Source organism: Roseateles microcysteis (assembly GCF_036880965.1).
Lineage (GTDB): Bacteria > Pseudomonadota > Gammaproteobacteria > Burkholderiales > Burkholderiaceae_C > JAUASW01.
The window spans coordinates 1-22488 of sequence record NZ_JBAJMV010000002.1 but is presented as its reverse complement, the minus strand read 5'-3'; the positions used below and the strand labels follow the sequence as shown (position 1 = coordinate 22488).

Annotated in this window: 19 protein-coding genes; 12 read left to right on the top strand and 7 right to left on the bottom strand. The window is 66.1% G+C overall.

Annotated elements, in window-relative coordinates:
• Positions 1-106: 106 nt before the first annotated feature.
• Positions 107-1366: an RsmB/NOP family class I SAM-dependent RNA methyltransferase gene (locus tag V3596_RS05005; protein ID WP_334276518.1), complete on the bottom strand. Its 1260-nt coding sequence runs from the start codon at positions 1364-1366 to the stop codon at positions 107-109.
• Positions 1367-1412: 46 nt separating this feature from the next.
• Here V3596_RS05005 and V3596_RS05000 point away from each other — a divergent pair, with 46 nt between their 5' ends.
• Both V3596_RS05000 and V3596_RS04995 read left to right on the top strand, forming a co-directional pair.
• Positions 1413-1652 carry a DUF1653 domain-containing protein gene (locus V3596_RS05000; RefSeq protein ID WP_334276517.1) on the top strand — a complete coding sequence of 80 codons (240 nt, stop codon included), beginning with the start codon at positions 1413-1415 and terminating at the stop codon, positions 1650-1652.
• Positions 1649-2299 (top strand): DUF1345 domain-containing protein, encoded by a 651-nt coding sequence (locus V3596_RS04995; protein WP_334276515.1) that lies wholly within the window; start codon positions 1649-1651, stop codon positions 2297-2299. The genes V3596_RS05000 and V3596_RS04995 overlap by 4 nt, the downstream gene beginning before the upstream one ends.
• Positions 2300-2302: 3 nt before the next feature.
• Here V3596_RS04995 and purN read toward each other — a convergent pair whose 3' ends face one another.
• Positions 2303-2941, bottom strand: a complete 639-nt coding sequence (gene purN / locus V3596_RS04990) for a phosphoribosylglycinamide formyltransferase (RefSeq protein ID WP_334276514.1) — start codon at positions 2939-2941, stop codon at positions 2303-2305.
• Positions 2942-2991: 50 nt separating this feature from the next.
• On the opposite strand from purN, the gene trpS reads away from it, so the two are divergent.
• From trpS to V3596_RS04975, 3 genes are read left to right on the top strand one after another with little or no spacing between them, the layout of a single operon-like run.
• Positions 2992-4011, top strand: coding sequence for a tryptophan--tRNA ligase (trpS, locus tag V3596_RS04985; RefSeq protein WP_334276513.1), 1020 nt, complete (start codon positions 2992-2994; stop codon positions 4009-4011).
• A gap of 15 nt (positions 4012-4026) precedes the next feature.
• Positions 4027-4461, top strand: a complete 435-nt coding sequence (locus V3596_RS04980; RefSeq protein WP_334276511.1) for a DUF3717 domain-containing protein — start codon at positions 4027-4029, stop codon at positions 4459-4461.
• On the top strand, positions 4458-5813 hold the full coding sequence (locus tag V3596_RS04975; protein WP_334276510.1) for an MATE family efflux transporter: 1356 nt from the start codon (positions 4458-4460) through the stop codon (positions 5811-5813). The genes V3596_RS04980 and V3596_RS04975 overlap by 4 nt, the downstream gene beginning before the upstream one ends.
• A gap of 73 nt (positions 5814-5886) precedes the next feature.
• Here the strand turns inward: V3596_RS04975 and V3596_RS04970 are convergent, their stop codons facing one another.
• The 5 genes from V3596_RS04970 to ettA all read right to left on the bottom strand — a co-directional run bounded on the left by V3596_RS04970 (position 5887) and on the right by ettA (position 11734).
• Positions 5887-6960, bottom strand: coding sequence for an NF038122 family metalloprotease (locus V3596_RS04970; protein WP_334276508.1), 1074 nt, complete (start codon positions 6958-6960; stop codon positions 5887-5889).
• Positions 6961-7095: 135 nt separating this feature from the next.
• The gene (locus V3596_RS04965; protein ID WP_334276507.1) at positions 7096-8463 is read right to left on the bottom strand and encodes an ATP-binding protein; all 1368 of its coding nucleotides are present in this window, start codon (positions 8461-8463) and stop codon (positions 7096-7098) included.
• 126 nt (positions 8464-8589) lie between these two features.
• Complete coding sequence (locus V3596_RS04960; RefSeq protein WP_334276506.1) at positions 8590-9297, bottom strand: response regulator transcription factor; 708 nt, start codon at positions 9295-9297, stop codon at positions 8590-8592.
• A 101-nt stretch (positions 9298-9398) separates the two neighbouring features.
• Positions 9399-9905, bottom strand: coding sequence for a Spy/CpxP family protein refolding chaperone (locus tag V3596_RS04955; RefSeq protein ID WP_334276505.1), 507 nt, complete (start codon positions 9903-9905; stop codon positions 9399-9401).
• A 164-nt stretch (positions 9906-10069) separates the two neighbouring features.
• Positions 10070-11734, bottom strand: coding sequence for an energy-dependent translational throttle protein EttA (ettA, locus tag V3596_RS04950; RefSeq protein WP_334276504.1), 1665 nt, complete (start codon positions 11732-11734; stop codon positions 10070-10072).
• A gap of 175 nt (positions 11735-11909) precedes the next feature.
• On the opposite strand from ettA, the gene V3596_RS04945 reads away from it, so the two are divergent.
• The 7 genes from V3596_RS04945 (at position 11910) to V3596_RS04915 (ending at position 22071) form a co-directional block, all read left to right on the top strand.
• Positions 11910-13499 carry an ABC transporter substrate-binding protein gene (locus V3596_RS04945; RefSeq protein ID WP_334276503.1) on the top strand — a complete coding sequence of 530 codons (1590 nt, stop codon included), beginning with the start codon at positions 11910-11912 and terminating at the stop codon, positions 13497-13499.
• A 159-nt stretch (positions 13500-13658) separates the two neighbouring features.
• On the top strand, positions 13659-15161 hold the full coding sequence (locus V3596_RS04940; protein ID WP_334276502.1) for a DEAD/DEAH box helicase: 1503 nt from the start codon (positions 13659-13661) through the stop codon (positions 15159-15161).
• 264 nt (positions 15162-15425) lie between these two features.
• Complete coding sequence (locus tag V3596_RS04935; protein ID WP_334276501.1) at positions 15426-16103, top strand: NAD(P)H-binding protein; 678 nt, start codon at positions 15426-15428, stop codon at positions 16101-16103.
• The gene (locus tag V3596_RS04930) at positions 16100-17461 is read left to right on the top strand and encodes an MBL fold metallo-hydrolase (RefSeq protein WP_334276500.1); all 1362 of its coding nucleotides are present in this window, start codon (positions 16100-16102) and stop codon (positions 17459-17461) included. Before V3596_RS04935 ends, V3596_RS04930 begins: the two co-directional genes overlap by 4 nt.
• The gene (locus tag V3596_RS04925) at positions 17458-18291 is read left to right on the top strand and encodes a DUF4010 domain-containing protein (RefSeq protein ID WP_334276499.1); all 834 of its coding nucleotides are present in this window, start codon (positions 17458-17460) and stop codon (positions 18289-18291) included. Before V3596_RS04930 ends, V3596_RS04925 begins: the two co-directional genes overlap by 4 nt.
• Positions 18288-20186: a bifunctional tRNA (5-methylaminomethyl-2-thiouridine)(34)-methyltransferase MnmC2/FAD-dependent 5-carboxymethylaminomethyl-2-thiouridine(34) oxidoreductase MnmC1 gene (gene mnmC, locus V3596_RS04920; protein WP_334276498.1), complete on the top strand. Its 1899-nt coding sequence runs from the start codon at positions 18288-18290 to the stop codon at positions 20184-20186. Before V3596_RS04925 ends, mnmC begins: the two co-directional genes overlap by 4 nt.
• A gap of 322 nt (positions 20187-20508) precedes the next feature.
• Complete coding sequence (locus tag V3596_RS04915) at positions 20509-22071, top strand: M4 family metallopeptidase (RefSeq protein WP_334276497.1); 1563 nt, start codon at positions 20509-20511, stop codon at positions 22069-22071.
• Positions 22072-22488: the final 417 nt, after the last annotated feature.

Below are 22488 nucleotides of genomic sequence, written 5' to 3'. Positions count from 1 at the left end.
TGTAGGCGAGGTGCTCTAAATCGCCGAGCATGCGAACCTGCGGATCTCTTGAGAGAGATCAAGTCAAAACAATTGCCGGCCGCCAGCGTGAACAGTCGGCAACTCTTCAGCGCTTGGTCCAGACCGCAGCGAAGAAACCATCGGTCTGGTGCACATGCGGCCAGAGCCGCAGATAGCCCTCGCTGCACAGCTTTTCGGCGTCGGCAACCTGGGCTTTGGCCAGCAGTTCAGCGGCCGGCTGGAAGACGAAGTCCGGGTGCGATTCGGTGAAGGCACGCGCAATGCCTTCGTTTTCCTCGTCCAGCAGGCTACAGGTTGCGTAGACCAGCCGGCCGCCGGGCTTGAGCAGGCGGGCTGCGCTGTCCAGGATGGCGGTCTGCTTGGCTTGCAGCTCGGCAATTGCCTGCGGCGACTGGCGCCATTTCAGGTCCGGGTTGCGGCGCAGCGTGCCAAGGCCCGAGCAAGGCGCGTCGACCAGCACGCGGTCAATCTTGCCCGACAGGCGCTTGATGCGCTCATCGCGCTCATGGGAAATCTGCGCCGGGTAGACGTTGGACAAGCCACTGCGCGCCAGACGGGGCTTCAGGTTGTCGAGCCGGTGACCCGAGACGTCAAAGGCATAGAGCCGGCCGGTGTTGCGCATCGCAGCGCCAATCGCCAGGGTCTTGCCGCCGGCGCCGGCGCAGAAGTCCACCACCATCTCGCTGCGCTTGGCATCCAGCAGGAGCGCCAGCAGTTGACTGCCTTCGTCCTGCACCTCGACGCCGCCGCTGATGAAGATCTCCAGCTTGCTCAGAGCCGGCTTGCCTTCGGCCCGCAGGCCCCAGGGGGAGAAAGGCGTGGTGGTGGTGACGATGCCGTTCTTCGTCAATTGCTCCTGGGCTTCCTCGCGCTTGAGCTTCAAGGCATTGACGCGCAGGTCCAGCGGCGCCGCCTGATTCATGCTCTGGACGAGGCCGTCGAAACCCTCCTGACCCAGCCGCTTGAGCAGCGGCTCGGCCAGCCAGTCGGGCAGGTTGTGGCGCAGCTTGGGCGCGAGCGCGCTGCGGTCGATGGTGGCCATCTGATCGAGCCAGCGCTGCTCCGGCTCGCTCAGGGCGCCGCGCAGAAAGACTTCGCTGCCCTGCCAGGCCAGGAGCGCCAGGCGGCGCTCCATCGGGCCACTGCCGGACTGGGCCAGGTGCTGCAGCAGCAGGCGCTGGCGCAGCACGGTGTAGACCGTCTCGGCGAGCGTGTGGCGCTCGCGCTGGCCCAGGGTCTTGTTCTTGCGGAAATAGGCCGAGACGACCATGTCGGCCGGCGCGTCGAGTTTGAGGACGCCGCGCAGGAGCTCGCAGCACATGTCGAGAAGGGCATTAGGATGCATGGCCCGATTATCCCTGCCCGGCCCTTGTCGGTCGCGACCTGCCTGAATGAGCGACGATCTTTCACCCCTGCCCGACACGCCCACCGGCCTCTATCGCCACTACAAGGGCGGTGAATACGAGGTCATCGGCGTGGCACGGCACAGTGAAACGCTGGAGCCGCTGGTGGTCTACAAGCCGCTGTACAACGCCAGCGGGCTGTGGGTGCGGCCGCATTCGATGTTCTTCGGCACGCTGGAGATCGACGGCATCGAAACGCTGCGCTTCACCCGAATCGGGTCTGCATGAGCCTGTTTCATCAGCTGCGCCTGCGCCCTCGCCTCCTGAGCGCCATCGGCGCCGGGCTGGCGCTGGTCTTGCTGTTGCCGGCGACCTTGCCCACCATCACCCGTCTGCTGCTGGGCTGGACCAGCGGCGTCTGGCTCTACCTGCTGCTGGTCTTCCTGTTGATGCACCGGGCCGATGCCCATCACTTGAAGCAGCGCGCGCTGGCACAAGCGGACGGCGTGGTGGCCGTGCTGCTGCTGGCCGTCGTTGGCGCACTGGCCAGCCTGGCGGCGATCGCGCTGGAGTTGTCGCAGTTCCGCCATGGCGTGTCGGTCGTCGATGGCTGGCCCTACCTGTTGCTTGCCGTTGCTACCGTGTCCGGTTCCTGGCTCCTTCTGCCGGCCGAGTTCGCGCTGGCCTATGCCAGCCTCTATCACCGCGGTGCCGCGCCCCACGGGCTTGAATTCCCGGGCAACGACAAGATGCCGGACTTCAGCGACTTTCTCTATTTCTCGGTCACGCTGGCAGCGACCTCACAAACTTCGGACGTGGCCGTCAGCGCGCGCCCGATGCGACGCCTGGTGCTGGTCCAGGCCGTGCTTTCCTTTGTCTTCAACACCGGCGTGCTGGCCCTGACGATCAACATCCTGGCCAGTCTGATCAGCTGAAGGTCAGCTGAAGGACTGCGCTTCGCCGGCCAACTGGCGCACGACGCCGTTCTCGATGGCCAACTGGCCCTCGACGAACCAGCGCACCGCGCTCGGATACATGCGGTGCTCAAGCTTCAGCACGCGCGCCGACAAGCTTGCTTCATCATCCCCTGGCTGCACCGGCACCACGGCCTGCGCCACGATGGCGCCATGGTCCAGCTCGGCGGTGACGAAGTGCACCGTGGCACCGGAAAACTTGCAGCCCATCTCGATGGCTCGTTTGTGCGTGTGCAGGCCGGTGAAGGCCGGCAGGAGCGAGGGATGGATGTTGAGCATGCACTCCGCATAGTGCGCAGTGAAGCCCGGCGTGAGGATACGCATGAAGCCTGCCAGCACGACCAGATCCGGCGCGAAGCCGTCGATCACCCGCTGCAGCTCGGCGTCGAAGGCCTCGCGGCCCGGCTGGCCAGGGCCGAATGCCTTGTGGTCCACCACGGCCGTGGCAATGCCATGCGACTGGGCGAAGGCCAGGCCTGCCGCATCGGGCCGGTTGCTGATGACGGCCGCGATCTCGGCAGGCCACTGCTCGGCAGCCCGTGCGCGCACGATGGCCTCCATGTTTGACCCTCGGCCCGAGATCAGAATGACTATGCGTTTCATCGGCCGGCAGTGTAGCTGCCTACAATGCCGCTCCCCCTCCAAAGCCAGCCATGAGTGCTTCAGCAAACACCCCCAGCCAGACCCGGGAGCGCGTGCTCTCCGGCATGCGTCCGACCGGTGCCCTGCACCTCGGCCACTACCACGGCGCCTTGAAGAACTGGCTGCGGCTGCAGAGCACGCATGACTGCTTCTTCTTCGTGGCCGACTGGCACGCCCTGACCACGCACTACCAGCAGCGTGAAGACATCGAGCGCAATGTCTACGACATGGTGGTGGACTGGCTGGCCGCCGGTATCGATCCTGAGCAGGCCACGCTCTTCATCCAGAGCCGCATGCCCGAGCATGCCGAGCTGTTCACGCTGCTCGCGATGAGCACGCCCTCCTCCTGGCTGGAGCGCATCCCGAGCTACAAGGACCAGGTTGAAAGGAACCGTGAGCTTGCGACCTATGGCTTCCTCGGCTACCCGCTCTTGCAGGCGGCTGACATTCTGATCTACAAGGCCGCCGGTGTGCCGGTCGGTGAAGACCAGACTTCGCATGTGGAGGTCACGCGAGAAGTGGCGCGCCGCTTCAACCGCATCTACAGCCCCGACGCGCCCATCCTGCCCGAGCCGCAAGCGCTGCTCACCGAGACTTCGCGCCTCACCGGCCTTGACGGCCAGAAGATGAGCAAGAGCGCCGGCAACGCGATTGCAATGCGCGACACGCCGGAGGTGGTCGAGAGCAAGATCAACACCATGCCGACGGACCCGCAGCGCGTGCGTCGAGGCGACCCGGGCGATCCGGCGCACTGCCCGGTCTGGCCCTTGCACCAGGTCTATTCGGACGGCGACACGCGCGCCTGGGTGCAGCAAGCTTGCAAGACGGCCGGCATCGGCTGCCTGGATTGCAAGCGCCCCTTGATCGAAGCCATCCAGAAGGAACAGGCCCCCTGGCGCGAGCGTGCGCAGGAGCTGCTGGCCGATCCAAAAAAGGTGCACTGGATCGTCGAAGTCGGCACCGAGCGGGCCCGTGCCGTCGCCCGCAAGACACTGCGCGAGGTGCGCGGCGCCATCGGCCTGGCCTACTGAATACGACCTCAAGCCATGGCCGTCCTGCATCTCACCGACATCGAAGCCGCCATCAACTGGTGGCGTGAGCGCCGTCCGAGCAGCGACGGCGTGCAGGCCTGCAGCGAAGTGCGCGCGCTGGCCGAGGTCTATGGCGAGATGAGCTACTTCCATCAACGTTGCCGCGACGAAGAGGCCATGCCACCAGCCGCAATGGCGGCCTGGCTCACCTGGTACGAGAGTACGCCCGATGCGCCCTGCATCGCCATCTGCTCGACCAGCCAGGGCGACGAACTGTGCAAGGGCTGTGGCCGCACATTCGACGAGGTGCAGAACTGGCCGGTACTCACACCGGTGGAGAAACGCGAGACCTGGCAGCGCATCACGCAGGAGGCCACTGCCTGGCGCTTCAACCGCTATGCCGAGCGTGCGCTCGAAGGCCCGGGTTCGCCCGGCGGAGTCACGTCTTGACCGGCCTGCGCCACAGCCTGGCCCGCATCCTGCCGCTGGCGTGGCCGGTCTTCATTGGGCAGGCCGCGGTGCTGGCCTTTTCGACGGTCGACACGGTGCTGGTCGCTCGCTACTCGGCCAACGACCTGGCCGCGCTGGCAATTGGCGCGGCGGTCTACACCACGGTCTTCGTCGGCCTGATGGGCGTGGTGCTGGCGGTGATGCCCTTGGCCGGCCAACATTTCGGTGCGGGGCGGCTGCGCGAGGCCGGCGACGAGCTGCACCAGACGGTCTGGGCCGCGCTGGGGCTCTCGATCCTGGGCCTGCTCATCATGCTGGTGCCCGATCCCTTCCTGTGGATTGCCCAGGTGACGCCCGAGGTCGAGGCCAAAGTGCGCTCGTACTTGCAGGCCCTGTCGCCGGGGCTGCCCGCCGCCCTGCTGTTCACGGCTTACCGTGGCTTCAATACGGCCGTCTCACGACCCAAGATGGTGATGGTGCTGCAGCTGATCGGTCTGGTCCTGAAGGTGCCCTTGACGGCCGCTCTGATCCACGGCGCTGCCGGCTTGCCCGCCCTGGGCGTGGCGGGCTGCGGCATAGCCACCACAGCGGTGTTGTGGGCGCAGGTGTTCGTCGCACTCTGGCTCTTGCGGCGTGATCGGTTCTACGCCCAGTTCGGCCTGCTGGACGACCACGGCCTGCATCGCCCGCGCTGGGCCGCCCAGAAGGAGTTGCTCAAGCTGGGCGTGCCCATGGGCAGCTCGATCCTGATCGAGGTCAGCGGCTTCACCTTCATGGCCATCTTCATCGCTCGGCTCGGCGCAACAGCCGTTGCTGGCCATCAGCTGGCGATGAACCTGGTCTCGCTGATGTTCATGGTGCCGCTGGCGATGGCCAACGCCTCAGCCACCCTGGTGGCGCAGCGCGTGGGCGCTCGCGACCCGCAGGACGCGAAGCGCCTGGGCTGGCACGGGCTCATCACCGCCGTGGCGATCTCGACCTTCAACGGCGGGTTGATCTACCTGTGCCGCGAATCGGTGCTGGGGCTCTACACCAGCAACGAATTGGTGATTGCGGCTGCAATGCCGCTGCTGGTCTGGGTCTGGGTGTTCCATGCGGCCGATGCCGCGCAAACCGTGGCCGCCTTCGTCTTGCGCTCGCACCGCATCGCCACCGCACCCATGGTCGTCTACGCGCTGGCGATCTGGGGCGTGGGCATCGGCGGTGGCTACTGGCTCGCATTCGGCACCGCGCTGCCGAGCCTCAGCGGCGCTCAAGGCTTCTGGGCTGCAGCCACCATCGGCCTCGTGCTGGCGGCGAGTGGCATGACGACCGTGCTCGCTTGGGTGCACAAGCAGGAAGCATCAGCCTGAGCTGCAAGAAATAAGCCGCTTGATTGCTCAAGCGGCTCTTGCTGAAAGCAGACGCTCTCAAACAACCAAGCAATCAGGCGCGGCGTTGCCCGCGACGCGAGCCCAGCAGCGCCAGCAAGCCCAGACCCGACAGCAGCAGGGTGGACGGGATAGGCACCGCAGCGGCCCGGTCCCAGCCAATGGCATCGAGGGCCATCAGGTCGTTCTCGGAAATCGACAAGAACTCGCCACGTGCAGCGGTCGGATCCAGGATGCCAATGCCCTGGTTGTCCTTCCAATGGCTGGCCTGGCGGCCGTCACCGCGTGTCACGCCGTTCGAGAACAAGGCGCCTTCTGTCAAGCCACGGTCGACGCTGAAGTACTTGTCACGATTGTCGGCAGTCCAATCGCTGACATTGGCCGCACGACTCTCATCCGACCAGCGGAACAGGTCCAAAGGCGACACATAGGTGAACGCATTCGAACCGAATGCTCCAGTCGAATTGGCGTCCATGGTGTCGACCCCACTGACAAACCCGAGCGCGTGCCCGATTTCGTGAACGGCGATGCCGACGAAGTCATAGGCAGCGGCCGTGATGCCATCGCTACCATCGTGGTCCCACGAGAAGCCGGTGCTGAACTGGATGAAGGCATCGCAATCAGTGCAGCCGCCCGAAACGCCACCAACCCCGAAGGTGTAGCCCAGTGCGCGTGCATTGGCAGCGGTGAGGCGAATCTGTGAGTTGTTGGCCGAGCCGTTGGCGTCAACAAATGGCGTTGCCGAGCCGGCACCGTTCGGGTTGTCTGAGGTCCGGTTCATCAGGAGGCCAAAGCTGGGGCCAGCCGTCAGGTTGGCAACTGCCGTGTCATCCAGTGCACTGGTGGCATCCAGCGCCAACTGTGCCGCCACACTGCTGTAGCTTCCGACCAGCCGACGCGAACCCGCCTGCGCCAGGACGCCTGCATCGAGTGCACCGGTACCCACGGTCAGCTTGACGGTCACCGGATCAGAGAACTTGGCCGACCACATCGACGCAGCCGTGATAAAGGACTGCTGCTCCTGCAATGAGGTGCCGGCAATGAAGCTCAGTTGAAAGTCAAGTGCAAGGGCCGAAGTAGTACTTGCACACAAGGCGGTGGCCGCCAGCACGGTCCTGAGGAATTTCACGACGTCGCTCCAGAGATTGGTGAAGCGGGCGGAAGGCCTGCCTCGAAGAATCTGCAGTGTCCCCGCCACAAGCCAGTTTGAGGTCGTCAGTCGCGCAGCGCCCCCCGCGCTCGAGGGGGTATGGGAAACCCCAGGTCAACCCGGCCGAGAAGGGAGAACAAGCACGAAGCAGCTGCCGCCGCCCTCTCGTGCTTCGCAACGCACCGAGCCTTGGTGCCGCTGGGCAATCTGTTTGACCAGGCTGAGCCCCAGGCCTACACCGCCCGCCTGCTCGGCATGACCAGGCATGCGGAAGAAGGGCTCAAAGATGCGCTCGCGCATGTCGGCAGGCACGCCGGGGCCGCGATCGCATACACGCAACTGCACCTCGCGCAGATCGCGCTGCATCTGCAACTGCACTTCGCCGCCGCCATAGCGGCGCGCGTTCTCAAGCAGGTTGCGCAAGGCGCGGCGCAACAGTCGTTCCTCGCCCATCACGCGAACATCGGACATGCCATTGCCGACGTTCAGCTCCACGCCTAGCTGGGCCGCCTCTTCGGCCGCGACGCCCAGCAGGTCGACCGGATCCAGCTGCGGCGCGCCCGTGCCGCCCTCGAGGCGGCTGGCCAGCAGCACCTCCTCAACCAACGCATCGAGCTCACCGATATTGGTTTCGATCTCGCTGCGCAAACGCACTCGCTGAGCTGGCGAGGCTTCCTCGAACATCGAGAAAGCCATCTTCAGCCGCGCCAATGGCGAGCGCAACTCGTGGCTGGCATTGGCCAGCAGGCTTTGATGCGACCGCAGCAGCGTCTCGATCTGGCCGGCGGCCCGGTTGAAGCTGGCCGCCAGTCGGGCCACTTCGTCCTTGCCTTCGTCATCGACGCGGTGGCTGAGATTGCCCTCGCCAAAGCGCTCCACGCCGCGCTGCAGGCTTTCGAGTCGACGGGTCAGCCGGCGCACCACCGGGTAGGCTCCAACTGCGACTCCGAAGAAAAGAAGCACCAGCAGCAGCGCCAGTGCTTCACCGCCAAGGCGATGACTGAGCATGTTGAAGTTGAGCGGCGCGTCGTCCCGGCGAGGCGGCGGCTGGCGAGCGCCAGCTCCCTGCTGTGGTCCGCCGCCGGCAGCGGCACCCGGCGGGCGAAACTGTCGCATGATCACCAGGCTGCGGCCGTCTTCAAGATCGACAGCCAGGCGCCGCGCGCCGGGCTCATCCTCACGACGCAGGAATGAATCCGAAGCCGCGATTCGCTTGCCTTGTGCATCTTCGAGTGCAATGGCCATTCGCAGTCGCTGGCCCCATTCGCGCAGCGAAGCGGCCTGCTCCTCGCGCGGCGTGCTGGCGGCCGGCAATGCGCGATGAATCAGCAACGCTATCGCCGTGAGCCGCTCGCTGGCGGCAGCGTCGGCCGTTCCGCGCTCCTGTTCGATCTGATGCTGGAACAGCCAGGCCGAGCCGAAGGCGAATGCCGCAAGCACGACCACCACCGTCAGGTAAATCCGTAGGTAAAGCGCCTTCATACGATTGAACTTGCAACAGCGACGGGCCGCTCCCGAGCTGGAGCGCGACAGTCGTGATTGGGGCACCCACCAAACACGACGGGGTCCCCTCGGGGGGCCGCTTGGGTACTCACAGGCGAGGGGCTCTTATGCATCAGCGTCTTGTTTGCGGGCAAACACGTAGCCGGCCCCGCGCACCGTCAAGACACGGCGCGGTGCCTTCGGGTCATCTTCAATCAAGGCGCGGATGCGCGAGATATGCACGTCAATCGAACGATCAAAGGCATCGAGCGGATGGCCCTTCAGCGCATCCATGATCTGGTCTCGCGAGAGCACGCGGCCCGGGCTTTGCGCCAGCACGACCAGGAGATCGAACTGGTGACTGGTCAGATCGCAAGGCTTGCCGTCCAGGCGGGCCAGGCGCGCAGCCATGTCGATCTCGAGACGGCCGAAGCGCATCACCTCATCGTCGGACGCGCCCGGTTCGGCGCGGCGCAACAAGGCCTTGATGCGCGCCTGCAGCTCGCGTGGCTCGAATGGCTTGGGGAGGTAGTCGTCCGCACCCAGCTCCAGGCCAAGGATGCGGTCCATCGGCTCGCCCCGGGCCGACAGCATCAGCACCGGCAGGCGTTTCAGGCGCTGGCTCGCGCGCAGTTCACGGCAGAAGTCCAGTCCGTCGCCGTCGGGCAGCATCAGGTCCAGCACCAGCAGGTCGGGCATGGCGTCCTGCAAGGCCGCGCGGCCGGCAGCCAGCGAGCCCGCCACTGCCACCTCGAATCCGGCAAGGCTCAGGTAGTCGCCGACCATGGAAGTCAGACGGGCATCGTCATCGATCAGCAGCAGCTTGGTACTCATGGTCGCAGACAGGGCGCCGGCGCGGGACGGCTGGCGCTCCGTGCTGGCACCCCACGAGGGGCTGGTTTTGAAAGCTTCGAGCATAGCCCGTCCTTGCCGGCTTATTGCTTGGGCTTGGCGGCGCGCTCCTGCTGCGCATGCTTCATGTGCTCAGCCATGCGCGCCTGGCGCTTCTTCATCTTTTCGGCGAACTTGGCGCGCTGCTCAGGCGTCAGCACGCGGGCGGCGTCGACCATGGCTTGCGTCATGCGCTTGCTGGCGGCGTCATGCTGGGCCTGGGTTTGCTGGCGCAGCGTCTCGAAGGCGGCGGCGTCGATGGTCGGAGCGGCAAACAGCGCCAGGCCACGCTCGTGAAGCGCACGGCCGGCTTCATGCTGGGCCTTCAGATCGGCGGCAGCCGCCTTCATGATGGCCTGGATCTGGGTGCGCTGGGCTTCGGTGGCGTCGACCGCTTCCAGCACATGCTCCATGCGACCGAACGGCATCATGCCGCCAGGACCGCCGGGGCCGCCACGTCCATGGTGGCCCATCGGTTGCGCCTGGCTTGCAAAGGCAGCCAAGCCCAGCAGTCCGGCCAGGGCGAATCGCTTCAGGTTCATCGTGCTCATCACAGGTCTCCACAAGGGGTTGGTGTGTGAGCATGGTCGCCAGCGCGCGTATCCGTGACATGCCCTAGGGGTAAAGATGTGTGAACACCTTCGGCCCAGAGGCAAGCATGAGAAGCGTCCGTGCGGGGCCAGTTGCGAAACGGGCCCTTGCGGGCCCGTGATCATCAGCGGATCGGCTTGAAGCGCATGCGCTTGGGGCGTGCGCCTTCTTCGCCCAGGCGCCTCTTCTTGTCGGCCTCGTATTCATGGAAGTTGCCGTCGAAGAAGAACCACTGCGAATCGCCTTCGCAGGCGAGGATGTGGGTGCAGATGCGGTCCAGGAACCAGCGGTCATGGGAGATGACCATGGCCGAGCCGGCGAATTCCAGGAGCGCTTCCTCCAGCGCGCGCAGGGTTTCGACGTCCAGGTCATTCGAGGGTTCGTCAAGCATCAGGACGTTGCCGCCCTGCGCCAGCGTCTTGGCCAGGTGCAGACGGCCACGTTCACCGCCGGAGAGTTGGCCGACCATCTTCTGCTGGTCATTGCCCTTGAAGTTGAAGCGGCCGAGGTAGGCGCGGCTGGGCATCACGAACTTGCCGACGGTGATGTTGTCCAGTCCGCCGGAGACGTCCTGCCACACGGTCTTGTCGGACTCCAGGCTCGCGCGGCTCTGGTCGACGAAGGCCATCTTGGCGGTCTTGCCGATCTTGACGTTGCCGCTGTCCGGTTGCTCCACGCCTTGCAGCATGCGGAACAGCGTCGACTTGCCGGCACCGTTGGGGCCGATGATGCCGACGATGGCGCCCGCCGGCACCTTGAATGACAGGTTGTCGATAAGCAGGCGGTCGCCGAAGCTCTTGCTGACGTTCTCGAACTCGATCACTTCATTGCCCAGGCGCTCGGCCACTGGGATGAAGATTTCGTTCGTCACGTTGCGCTGCTGATATTCGACGTCGCTCAGTTCCTCGAAGCGGGCCAGACGCGCCTTGCTCTTGGCCTGGCGGCCCTTGGCGTTGGAGCGAACCCACTTGAGTTCTTCCTTCATTGCCTTCATGCGGGCGTCTTCGCTCTTCTGCTCCGACTCCAGGCGCTTTTCCTTCTGGTCCAGCCACTCGGAGTAGTTGCCCTTCCAGGGGATGCCATGGCCGCGGTCGAGTTCGAGAATCCACTCGGCGGCGTTGTCCAGGAAGTAGCGATCGTGGGTGATGGCCACCACGGTGCCGGGGAAGCGCTGCAGGAACTGCTCCAGCCACTCCACCGACTCGGCGTCCAAGTGGTTGGTCGGTTCGTCGAGCAGCAGCATGTCGGGCTTGGACAGCAGCAGGCGGCACAGCGCAACGCGGCGCTTTTCACCACCGGAGAGCACGCCGATCTGGGCATCCCAGGGCGGCAGGTTCAGCGCGTCGGCGGCCAGTTCGAGCTGCAGGTCGGTGTTTTCCGAACCGGCGGCAGCAATGATGGCTTCCAGCTCGCCCTGCTCGGCGGCCAGTGCGTCGAAGTCGGCGTTCTCGTCGGCATAGGCGGCATAGACCTCGTCGAGGCGCTTCTTGGCGGCCAGCACGCCGCCAATGCCCTCTTCAACGGCTTCGCGCACCGTCTGCTCCGGGTTCAGGCGCGGTTCCTGCTCCAGGTAGCCGATCTTGATGCCGGGCATCGGGATGGCTTCGCCTTCGTATTCCTTGTCGACGCCGGCCATGATCTTCAGGATGGTCGACTTGCCCGAACCGTTCACGCCCAGCACGCCGATCTTGGCGCCGGGGAAGAAGGACAGCGAGATGTCCTTGAGGATGTGACGCTTGGGGGGAACCGTCTTGTTGACACGGTTCATCGAGAAGACATATTGCGCCATGGGGCTTCCTGGAATTGCTGGGGGATTTGATGCTGCAGGCGAGGCCTGCGCGCGCGGTGCCGGTGGCAGAGCGCTGAACGGCACATTGTCGCATCCCGGAGCAGCCAGCCTTGCTACCGATGCGAGCCCTCCGGCCTGCAAAGGTCATGAGGGGAAACCTACACTGCGGCCAAGCATGAAAAACAAGACCGCCCTTCCCTTCACCTTTGCCTTCACCGTTCTGCTCGCGCTCTTTGCTTCAGCGGGTGCCCAGACGCTGCGCTGGGCCGCCCAGGGCGATGTACAGACGCTCGACCCGCATTCGCAGAACGAGATCCTGACCAATATGGTCAATGGCCAGATCTATGAAACCCTGGTCAAGCGCGACCGCCAGCTGAAAGTAGCGCCCGGCCTGGCTACCGAGTGGAAGCAGGTCTCGCCGCTGCTGTGGCGCCTGAAGCTGCGCCAGGGCGTCAAGTTCCACGACGGCACGCCGTTCACGGCCGACGATGTGATCTTCTCGATCCAGCGCGCCATGGACCCAAACTCGCTGATCCGCGTCTACGCGGCGCCGGTGGGCAAGCCGCGCAAGCTCGATGCCTCGACGGTGGAGTTCCAGCTCGACAAGCCCAACCCACTCTTCCTCGACCACCTCGTGCAACTGTGGATGATGAGCAAGCCCTGGGCCGAGAAACACAAGGTGCTGCGGCCCTTGAACTTCAAGGAGCGCGAGGAGAGCTACACGGCCATGCATGCCAACGGCACCGGCCCCTATCAGCTCGCCGAACGCCAGCCGGGCATGAAAACCGCGCTCAAGCGAAACCCGGCCTGGTGGGACAGGCACGCCGGCAATGTGCAGGAAGCGCATCTGATACCGATTGCCAACGACGCCACGCGCAACGCGGCGCTGATCTCTGGCGAGATCGACCTGGTGCTGGACCCGGCGCCAAGAGACCTGGCCAAGCTGCGCCAGTCGCCCCATATCAAGCTGCTCGAAGGTCTGGAAAACCGACTGATCTTCATCGGCATGGACCAGCATCGCGACCGCCTGCTCTACGGCAAGGTGCCCGGCAACAAGAACCCGTTCAAGGACCTGCGAGTGCGGCGAGCGCTCTATCAAGCCATCGACATCGAAGCGATCAAGGTCAAGCTGATGAATGGCCAGAGCGCCCCCACCGGCAGCCTCACGCCCTCGCCCCTTGGCAGTTTCAATGACCCGCAACTCGAAGCCCGTCTGCCGCTTGATCTGCCAGGCGCACAGAAGCTGATGGCCGAGGCTGGCTATCCGGAAGGTTTCGAAGTCACACTCGACTGCCCCAACAACCGCTACGTGAACGACGAGGAAATCTGCCTGGCCCTTGCCGCCATGTGGAAGAAGATCAAGGTCACCGTGCGGGTCAACGCGCAGCCGCGCGTCACCCTTTTCCCCAAGCTCGAGAAGGGCGACACCAGCTTGTTCCTCTACGGCTGGGGTGGCGCCATCACCGATGCAGAGACCATGCTGACCCCGGTGCTGCGCTCGCCGGCCGAGCAAGGGGTGGGCTACGCCAATTTCGGCGGCTGGAAGGTCGAGAAAGCCGACTCGCTGGCCGCCGCGTCCAGCATCGAAGCCGATCCCGTCAAGCGCGAGCAGCTGCTGCGCGCCGCCTTGCGTGAATACCGTGACTCATTGCCCATCCTGCCCTTGCATCGCCAGACCGCCCCCTGGGCGATGCGCAGCAAGGTCAGCGCCCAACATCGTGCCGACAACTGGCTTGAGCTGAATTGGGTCACGGTCTCTCCATGAAGCGCCCGCTATAATGCGGGCCAACGCTGCACAACACAGTCTTTGTGCGGCGTTTCATTTTTTTGAGCCAACGCACACGCCTCGCAGGGCCCTAAGACTGGCACAGCCGCAACAGCTGTGTGGCCATGCTCAACCGGCACCGTGCTCACCAAGCAGTCAATGACCTTCGAATCCCTGGGCCTTGCAGCACCGCTGCTGAAGGCCATTGCCGACGCCGGCTACACCTCCCCGACCCCAATCCAAGCCCAAGCAATTCCCGCCGTCCTTCAAGGCGGCGACCTCCTTGCAGGTGCCCAGACCGGCACCGGCAAGACCGCCGGCTTCACCTTGCCGATGCTGCATCGCCTGAGCACCGGCGAGCCCGCCACCAACAAGCGCGGCAAGCCCGCGATCCGCGCCCTCGTACTGACCCCGACCCGCGAACTTGCGGCCCAGGTCGAGGAGAGCGTCAAGACCTATGGCAAGTACCTGCCGCTGAAGAGCATGGTCATGTTCGGCGGCGTCGGCATGCAGCCGCAGATCAACCGCCTGCGAGACGGCGTCGACATCCTCGTCGCCACACCTGGCCGCCTGCTCGACCACGCGCAGCAAGGCACGCTGGACCTCTCGCAAGTACAGATCCTGGTGCTCGACGAAGCCGACCGCATGCTCGACATGGGCTTCGTGCACGACATCAAGAAGGTGCTGGCACTGCTGCCTGCCAAGAAGCAGAGCCTGCTGTTCTCGGCCACCTTCAGCGACGAGATCAAGAACCTGGCTGACCGCTTGCTGAACCAACCGGCACTGATCGAGGTGGCTCGCCGCAACCAGACCAATGACGCCATTGCGCAGAAGGTCCACCCGGTCGGCCGCGAGCGCAAGAAGGAATTGCTGGCCCATCTGATCAAGTCGGGCGACTGGCAGCAGGTGCTGGTCTTTACCCGCATGAAGCATGGCGCCAATCGGCTGACCGACTTCCTGAATGACCAGGGCATTTCCGCCATGGCCATCCACGGCAACAAGAGCCAGGGTGCCCGCACCAAGGCGCTGGCCGACTTCAAGAGCGGCGATCTGACCTGCCTGGTCGCGACCGACATTGCCGCCCGCGGCATCGACATCGACCAACTGCCACACGTCGTCAACTTCGAGCTGCCCAACGTGCCCGAAGACTATGTGCACCGCATCGGCCGTACCGGTCGCGCTGGCGCGCAAGGCGAGGCTGTCAGCCTGGTCTGCGTGGACGAGAACATCTTCCTGCGCGACATCGAGAAGCTGATCAAGCGCGAGATCCCCAAGGAAATCGTGGCCGGATTTGCACCCGATCCGAGCGAGCGCGCCGAGCCCATCGTGCTGGGTCGCATGACCATCGGCGTCGGCGGCACCACGCGTGGTGGCCGTCCCGGCGGCGGCGGCGGCGGTGGCGGTGGCCGTGGCGGTCGTCCTGGTGGCGGCGGTGGTCGTCCCGGTGCTGGCGGTGGTGGCCGTCCGGCTCATCCCGGTCAGGCACCGGCACGTCAGGGCCAAGGGCAAGGCCAGGGCCGCCCGCAAGGCGGTGGCGGCCAGTCGCAGCAGGCGCAACAGCCGCGCCGTCCGGCGCCTCAGGGCCAGCAGCCGCGCCGCGAAGGCGGTGGCGGTGGTGGTGGTCGCCCGCAGGGCGCACGCCTGACCTCGCCGAAGCGCTGAGTCTTCAACGCATCACCAGCAAGGCCCCTGGCTTACCGCTTGGGGCCTTTTCATTTGGAACTGCAGTCGTCGCGCCACCTGAACCGCAGGGCCGCAGCACGCTGATCGCCAGGCCGATTGACGTCAGCGGCACGCAGGAGCGCAATGCCATGGTCCTGACCTGGGACATCGTGCTGGCCTTCGGCTGACCCACCCGGCCAGGGTAAGAAGGGTACGGCCCGCGCCACACGGCGGAGAGATGGCTTCGCCCTAAGATCCGGCCCCATGACACATCTATCGCACCGCGTCTGGCTGGCTGGCGCAGGGGGCCTCGTCGGCCGAGCACTGCTGGACGAATTGCTGAGCCAGCCCTTGTACGTTGAAGCGCTGATGCGGCGCGAAAGGCAAGACCTGCCCCCCAGTGACCGGCTGAGCCAGCACTGCGTCGATTTCGGCGCGCGCGATCTTGCAGCGCGGCTGCCTGCGCCTGATGCCGTCTTCATCTGCCTGGGCACGACGATCAAGCAGGCCGGTTCGCAGCAAGCCTTCAAGGCCGTTGACCTGGATGCCGTGCTGAACACCGCGCGTGCAGCACGCCAGGCCGGCGCCAGGCGTTGCGCCGTGGTGTCGGCCCTGGGTGCCAGCCCAGGTTCAAGCGTCTTCTACAACCGCATCAAGGGCGAGATGGAAAGCGGCCTGCGCGAGCTGGGCTTCGAGCGCCTGGTGATCGCGCGCCCTTCCCTTTTGCTCGGCGACCGAGCGGCCCTGGGCCAGCCCGAACGCGCCGGCGAACGCTGGGCCAGCCGGCTCAGCGGCCCGTTCTCCGGCCTCATTCCCAAGCGCTGGCGGCCAATCGAGGCCCGGACCGTGGCCCGCGCACTCAGACTTGCGATGGCTCAGCCCGGCCCGGCCCTGTCCGTGCTGGAATCCGGCGAACTTCTGGACCTGGGATCTACGACATGAAACTGACCTTCCTCGGCGCTGCCGACAGCGTCACCGGCTCGCGTCACCTGCTCGACACCGGCGACAAGCGCCTGCTGCTCGATTGCGGCCTGTTCCAGGGCTACAAGATGCTGCGCGAGCGCAACTGGGCTCCCATGGGCGTGGCGCCCGTGTCCATCGACGCGGTGCTGCTCTCGCACGCGCACCTGGACCACAGCGGCTACATACCGGCCTTGGTGCGCCAGGGCTTCCACGGCCAGATCTTCTCGACCGGGGCTACTCGCGAGCTCTGCGAGGTGCTGCTGGCCGACAGCGCCCACCTGCAGGAAGAAGACGCTCGCCGCGCCAACCGCATCGGCAGCTCGCGCCATGAGAAGGCCTTGCCGCTCTACACGATCAAGGACGCGCAGCGCGCGCTGGCCCATTTCGTGGGACTGCCGCGCGACGGCCGGCTCAAGCTGGGCGGCAGCGAAATCCGTTTCACGCCGGCGGGTCATCTGCTGGGCGCCAGTTCGATCAGCATCAAGAGCGGCGGCAAGACCCTGGTGTTCTCCGGCGATCTGGGCCGCAGCAATGACCTGCTGATGCCCCCACCGCAGCCGCTGGAGGAGGCCGATGTGCTGCTGATCGAATCGACCTATGGCAACCGCCTGCATCCGGCGCAAGACCTCGAGCAGGCGCTGGCGCAAGTGGTGCGCCGCACCTTGCAGCGCGGCGGCAGCCTCTTGCTGCCCAGCTTTGCCATCGGCCGTGCACAGGTGCTGCTGCTGGTCATCCAGCGCCTGCGCGCGCAAGGTGAGATTCCGGCCGATCTGCCCATCTATCTGGACAGCCCGATGGCCCGCGAAGCCACCGAGATCACGCTCAAGAATGGCCGCCTGCTGCGCATCAGCGCGGCCGAACTGCGCCGCCTGACCGACGGCGTCCATCTGGTGGCCAAGGCGCCCGAGTCGATGAAGCTGGCAGCCGAGGTCGCACGGCGCAGCGCCATCGTCATCTCGGCCAGTGGCATGGCCACGGGCGGACGGGTGCTGAACTACCTGCGCACGCTGGCGCCATCGGCCCGGCATCACATCTGCTTCCCCGGCTTCCAGGTCGGCGGCACGCGCGGGGCGAAGCTGATTGCGGGCGCCCGCGAGATCAAGATGCAGGGCGAGTTCGTGCCGGTGAATGCCGAGATCAGCCACTTGGAGGGCTTCTCGGGTCACGCCGATGCCGATGGCCTGATGGCCTGGATGCGTGGCTTCAGGAAGCCGCCCAGCCAGGTCTTCGTCGTGCATGGCGAACCCGAGGCCAGCGATGCCTTGCGCAGCAGGATCCAGGACGAGCTGGGTTGGCCGGTGCGCGTGCCGCAGCACGGGGAGACCGTGAACCTGTGAAACGCGAGCTTCTGTTTCCGCTGCTGATCCTGGCAGGCGGCCTGCTGGTCGCCGCCCTGCTTCCCACCGAACCCTTGCCCTGGCTTGCCGGCATGAGCCCGCGCGCCTTGCTCGGGCTCTTGCTGCTGATACTGACACTGCAGACGCTGGGACAGGTGGCGCTGGAGCGCCTCGGTCCTCAGCTTGGCTTGGCGGTGGCCGGGCTGATCTCGGGCCTGGTGTCCAGCACCGCCACGATTGCCTCGATGGGCCGCCACGCCCGGCGCGAGCCCGAGCTTGCCCAGGCCTGCGCAGCAGGCGCGGTGATGTCCACCGCCGCCACCTGGTTGCAGGCCTTTCTGATGCTCATGCTGCTGGCGCCCGCCGCCGCTTTCGCCTTCGCTCCTGCGGCCCTGGCCGGGCTGCTTGTGGCAGGCACCGTGGGCGCCTGGCTGGCACGGCGAAGCGGCAAGCGCGCTCGCGTCAACCCGCGCGCCAAGCGGGCACCGCTGCAGCTGCGCGAAACGCTGCTGGTCGCGGGCCTGCTCCTGCTGGTCGCAACCCTGGTCAATGCGGCCCAACAGCGCTTTGGCTCACAGGGCCTGTTTGGCGCGGTGGCGCTCGCTGGGCTGGGTGATGCGCATGCACCGGTCGCCACACTCGCGGCGCTGGAAGCCTCGGGCCAGATCGGGCTGCAGCAGCTTCAGCAAGGCGTGATCCTCGCGATCGCCTGCAACAGCCTGAGTCGCAGCCTCATTGCCTGCATCGGTGGTGGCTGGGCGTTTGCCCGCTGGGTGCTGATGGCGCTCGCCGGCTCCGCCTGCGCGGCAGGCCTCGTGCTGCTGGCATGAAGACCGTTCCCATCGTCCCGGCCCGGGTCGACTTCTCTACGCCAGAGACGCCACAGGCGCCGGACTATGGCGACGTCTACCACAGCAAGTCCGGGGCGTTCGATCAGGCCCGCCACACCTTTCTGGGCGGCAATGGTCTGCCAGGCCGGTGGCAGGGCAGCCGCCGCTTCGTGATCCTGGAAACCGGCTTCGGCCTGGGCAACAACTTCATTGCCACCTGGGCGGCCTGGCTGGCCGACCCGCAGCGCAGCGAGCGCCTGGTGTTCATCAGTATCGAGAAGCACCCGCTGCGCCGCGAGGACCTGAGTCGCGCCCACCAAGGTTCCAGCGAGCCCCGGCTGGCCGAGCAGCTGCTGGCGCAATGGCCGCCCTTGACGCCCAACCTGCATCGGCTGGTGTTCGAGCATGGCCGCGTGGAGCTGCTGCTGGCGCTGGGTGATGTGAGACCTTGGCTCTCAGAACTGGTGGCCGAGGTCGACGCCATCTATCTCGACGGCTTTGCGCTGGCCGGCAACCCTGAGATGTGGGACCCCTACACCTTGAAGCTCCTGGGCCGCCTGGCCAGGCCGGACAGCACGCTGGCCAGCTGGTGCAGTGCCGGCCCTGTGCGGCAGGCGCTGCGCGCAGCCAGCTTCGAGGTCAAGAAAAGGCCGGGCCTGCCGCCGAAATGGCATATGACGACAGCACGCTTCGCGCCGCGCTACGAGCAGCAAAGGCCGGCTGGCCGCGCGCCGCTGGCGCCACATGCCCGCGAGGCCTTGATCGTCGGCGCCGGCCTGGCAGGCGCGGCCTGCGCGCATGCGCTGCGAGCTCTGGGCATTGCATGCACCGTGCTCGACGCGCACGCCGGACCGGCACAGGAAGCTTCGGGCAATCCGGCAGGGTTGTTCCATGGCACGCTCAATCCTGACGATGGCCTGCACGCCCGCTTCAACCGCGCAGCGGCACTGGCCACCTCTGCCTTGCTGGAGAGTTTGCCGATTGCCGGCATGCAGCGCGGCCTGCTACGCCTGGAGCTGGAGCGCGATCTCGCTCGCATGCAGGCGCAGATTGCGCGCCTGGGCCTGCCTCCTGACTATGTGCAGGCCCTCTCCAGCGAAGAAGCCGCCCGGCGCTGCGGCTTGCCGCTCAAGCAGCCAGCCTGGTTCTACCCGCACGGCGGCGCGCTGCCGCCGCAGGCTCTGGTGCGCGCCTTGCTCGCCGACACCCCGGTGCGGACCCATTGCACGGTGGCGCGCGTCGCCCTTGAAGAACAACGGGGCTGGCAGGCATTCGATGCGGACGGCCGCCTGCTTGGCGAGGCGCCAGCCCTGGTGTTGGCCGGCGGTCATGCTGCACTGCCCCTGCTGCAGGACCTGGCCCCCGGCCTGCCGCTCAGCCGGCAGCGCGGCCAGTTGAGCCATCTGCCCGAGGCCTCGCCGCTGCCTCAGCTGCCCGTGGCGGGTGCCGGCTATGCGCTGGCCGATGGCAGGGGCGGCGTCTTCTGTGGCGCGACCACGCAGGACGAGGACCCGGACCCCGCATTGCGCCAGGCCGATCAGGATCAGAACCTTGCGCAGTGGGCTGCCCTGGCTGGCCTTGCCGAGAGGCCACGAACTGCCCTGGCTGGTCGCGTCGGCTGGCGGCTGCTCGCACCGGACCGTCTGCCCTTGGTCGGCGGCCTGCCTGTGCCCGACTACCAGGGTCGTGACGACCAGCCTCGCTTCCTGCCGCGCCTGCCCGGCCTGGTCTTGTGCACCGCACTTGGATCACGTGGCATCACCTGGGCGGCCCTGTGCGGCCAGGTCGCTGCCGCGCTGCTCACCGGTGCGCCGCTGCCTCTGGAAGCCGGCTTGCTCGACGCCATCGACCCGGCCCGCTTCCGGGTCCGACAGATGCGCAAGACCCTGTCCTGACAAGGCCTGTCGCACGCGCGTGCATCGAAGAGCCCACAGCGGCAGCCGAAAGCCTGCGCGAGCAGTCGGGCCGCCTGCCTGGCGCCTGCGGCATCTTCATGCGGCGCTGAACTGGTATGTATCCATATGTTTTGGTTATTCATCGATAACCAGGATCCAGAAACTTTTGCAAGCGGGAGCTCCACCGACAGGGTTGGGCTGGATGGCGGGACGTCGTCGCGCGAGCGATAGTCGCACGGTGCCAAAAGTCATAGCTTGAACAAGCCCCCCTATCGGGCGGCACGGCACAAGCATGGAAACCCACCATACGGAGACAGTCCCCATGAAAGCACGTCGTTCGCCTGCGCTCTCCAGCGTCGCCCTGGCCCTCCTCACCCTCGCCCTTGCGCCCCTCAGCGCCCACGCCGACAAGGCCAATGCCGAAGGCAGGGCCCTGGGCCACATCAAGAATTTCCCCGGCTACAGCCTGGACGACAACGACCAGGCCTACAGCCTGCGCGACATCGTGGTCGATGCCGATGGCAGCGAGCATGTGCGCTTCGATCGCAAGTACAAGGGCCTGCGCGTGATCGGCGGCGACATGATCGTGCGCTCGGACCGCAACGGCACCCTGGTCGAGATGCGCCGCACCCTGACGCGCGCGCCCAAGGCAGAGCTCAAGCCCGCCATCAAGCAAGGCCAGGCCCTGCAGGCTGCCAAGGCCGCCCTGGGTGGTGATGCCAACGGCCAGTCGCCCGAACTGGTGATCTATGCCCGTGGCGACATGCCGGTGCTGGCCTGGGACGTGCTGGTCGTTGGCGAAGACGCCGACGGCACGCCGTTCGAGAAGCATGCCATCGTGTCGGCCGACACCGGCAATCTGCTCGACAACTGGAACGACATCCACACGGCCGCGGCCAATGGCACGGGCAAGAGCCTGTACAGCGGCAACGTGGTGCTGACGACGAATTCGGTGACGGGGGGCTACGAGCTGCGCGACCCAAGCCGCGGCAGCACCTACACGATCAACATGAAGAACAAGAGCCAGGGCGGCACGATCTTCACCGACACCGACAACATCTGGGGCAACAACCTGACCAGCGATACCGCCTCGGCCGCCGTCGACGCCCAGTACGGCACCGCGCTGACCTGGGACTACTACAAGATCGTCCACGGTCGCAACGGCATCGCCAACGATGGCAAGGGCGCCTACAACCGGGTTCACTACAACCGCAGCTACGCCAACGCCTACTGGTCGGACTCGTGCTTCTGCATGACCTACGGCGACGGCGACGGCCGCAGCCTGCGAGCCCTGGTCTCCATCGACGTGGCCGGCCATGAGATGACCCACGGCGTGACCAGCCGCAGTGCCAATCTGACCTACTCGGGTGAATCCGGTGGCCTGAACGAAGCAACTTCGGACATCTTCGGCACCATGGTCGAGTTCTACGCGAACAACGCCAACGATGCCGGCGACTACCTGATCGGCGAGAAGGTGATGATCAGCAAGGCCTTCCTGCGCAACATGATGAAGCCCAGTGCCGACGGCGCCTCGGCCGACTGCTGGTACTCGGGCCTGGGCAGCCTGGACGTTCACTACAGCTCGGGCCCGGCCAACCACTGGTTCTACCTGCTGGCCGAAGGCACGAACAGCAGCTTGGGCGCCAGCCCGACCTGCGTGGCCGGCAACACCCGCGTGGCCACCGGCAGCGGCTCGCTGAGCGGCATCGGCCGCGACGCTGCCGCCAAGATCTGGTACCGCGCGCTGACGGTCAAGATGACCTCGAGCACCAACTACGCGGGTGCCCGCGCCGCCGCCATCTCGGCCGCCAACGACCTCTATGGCGCCGGCTCCACGCAGTCCAACGCGGTCGCAGCCGCCTGGTCGGCTGTCGGCGTCAACTGATACTCCACGCCTGAATGAATTGGGGCGCCCGCGGGCGCCCCTTTTTTTGTTCTTCGTCGATCTTCTGGGAAGACGCCAACCGGCACGTAGCAGCCGTTTGCCAGAAGGCCGTTTGCGCTGCCAAGGCCATCGGGTGAGGGACTCCGCTCCTGTCCCCCGGATCGGGCTCCGCCCGCTCCTCCTCCTTTACCTCGCTGCGCCCCTCACCCGACGCCCTTGGCCGGACCTTCGAATGCCACCAGGCGCAGGCCACGCTGCTGCGGATCAGGACGGCAGTGGGTGTCCCGCAGCGAAGTAAAGACACCGTCTTGAGTCAAGCAGCCAGTGCTGTCCCGTGGGCGGGGTCAAAGGGCTTCTTGGACTTCAGAACGCCGTAGGCGATGGCCAGGAGCTTGTGCATGCAGGCCACGACAACCA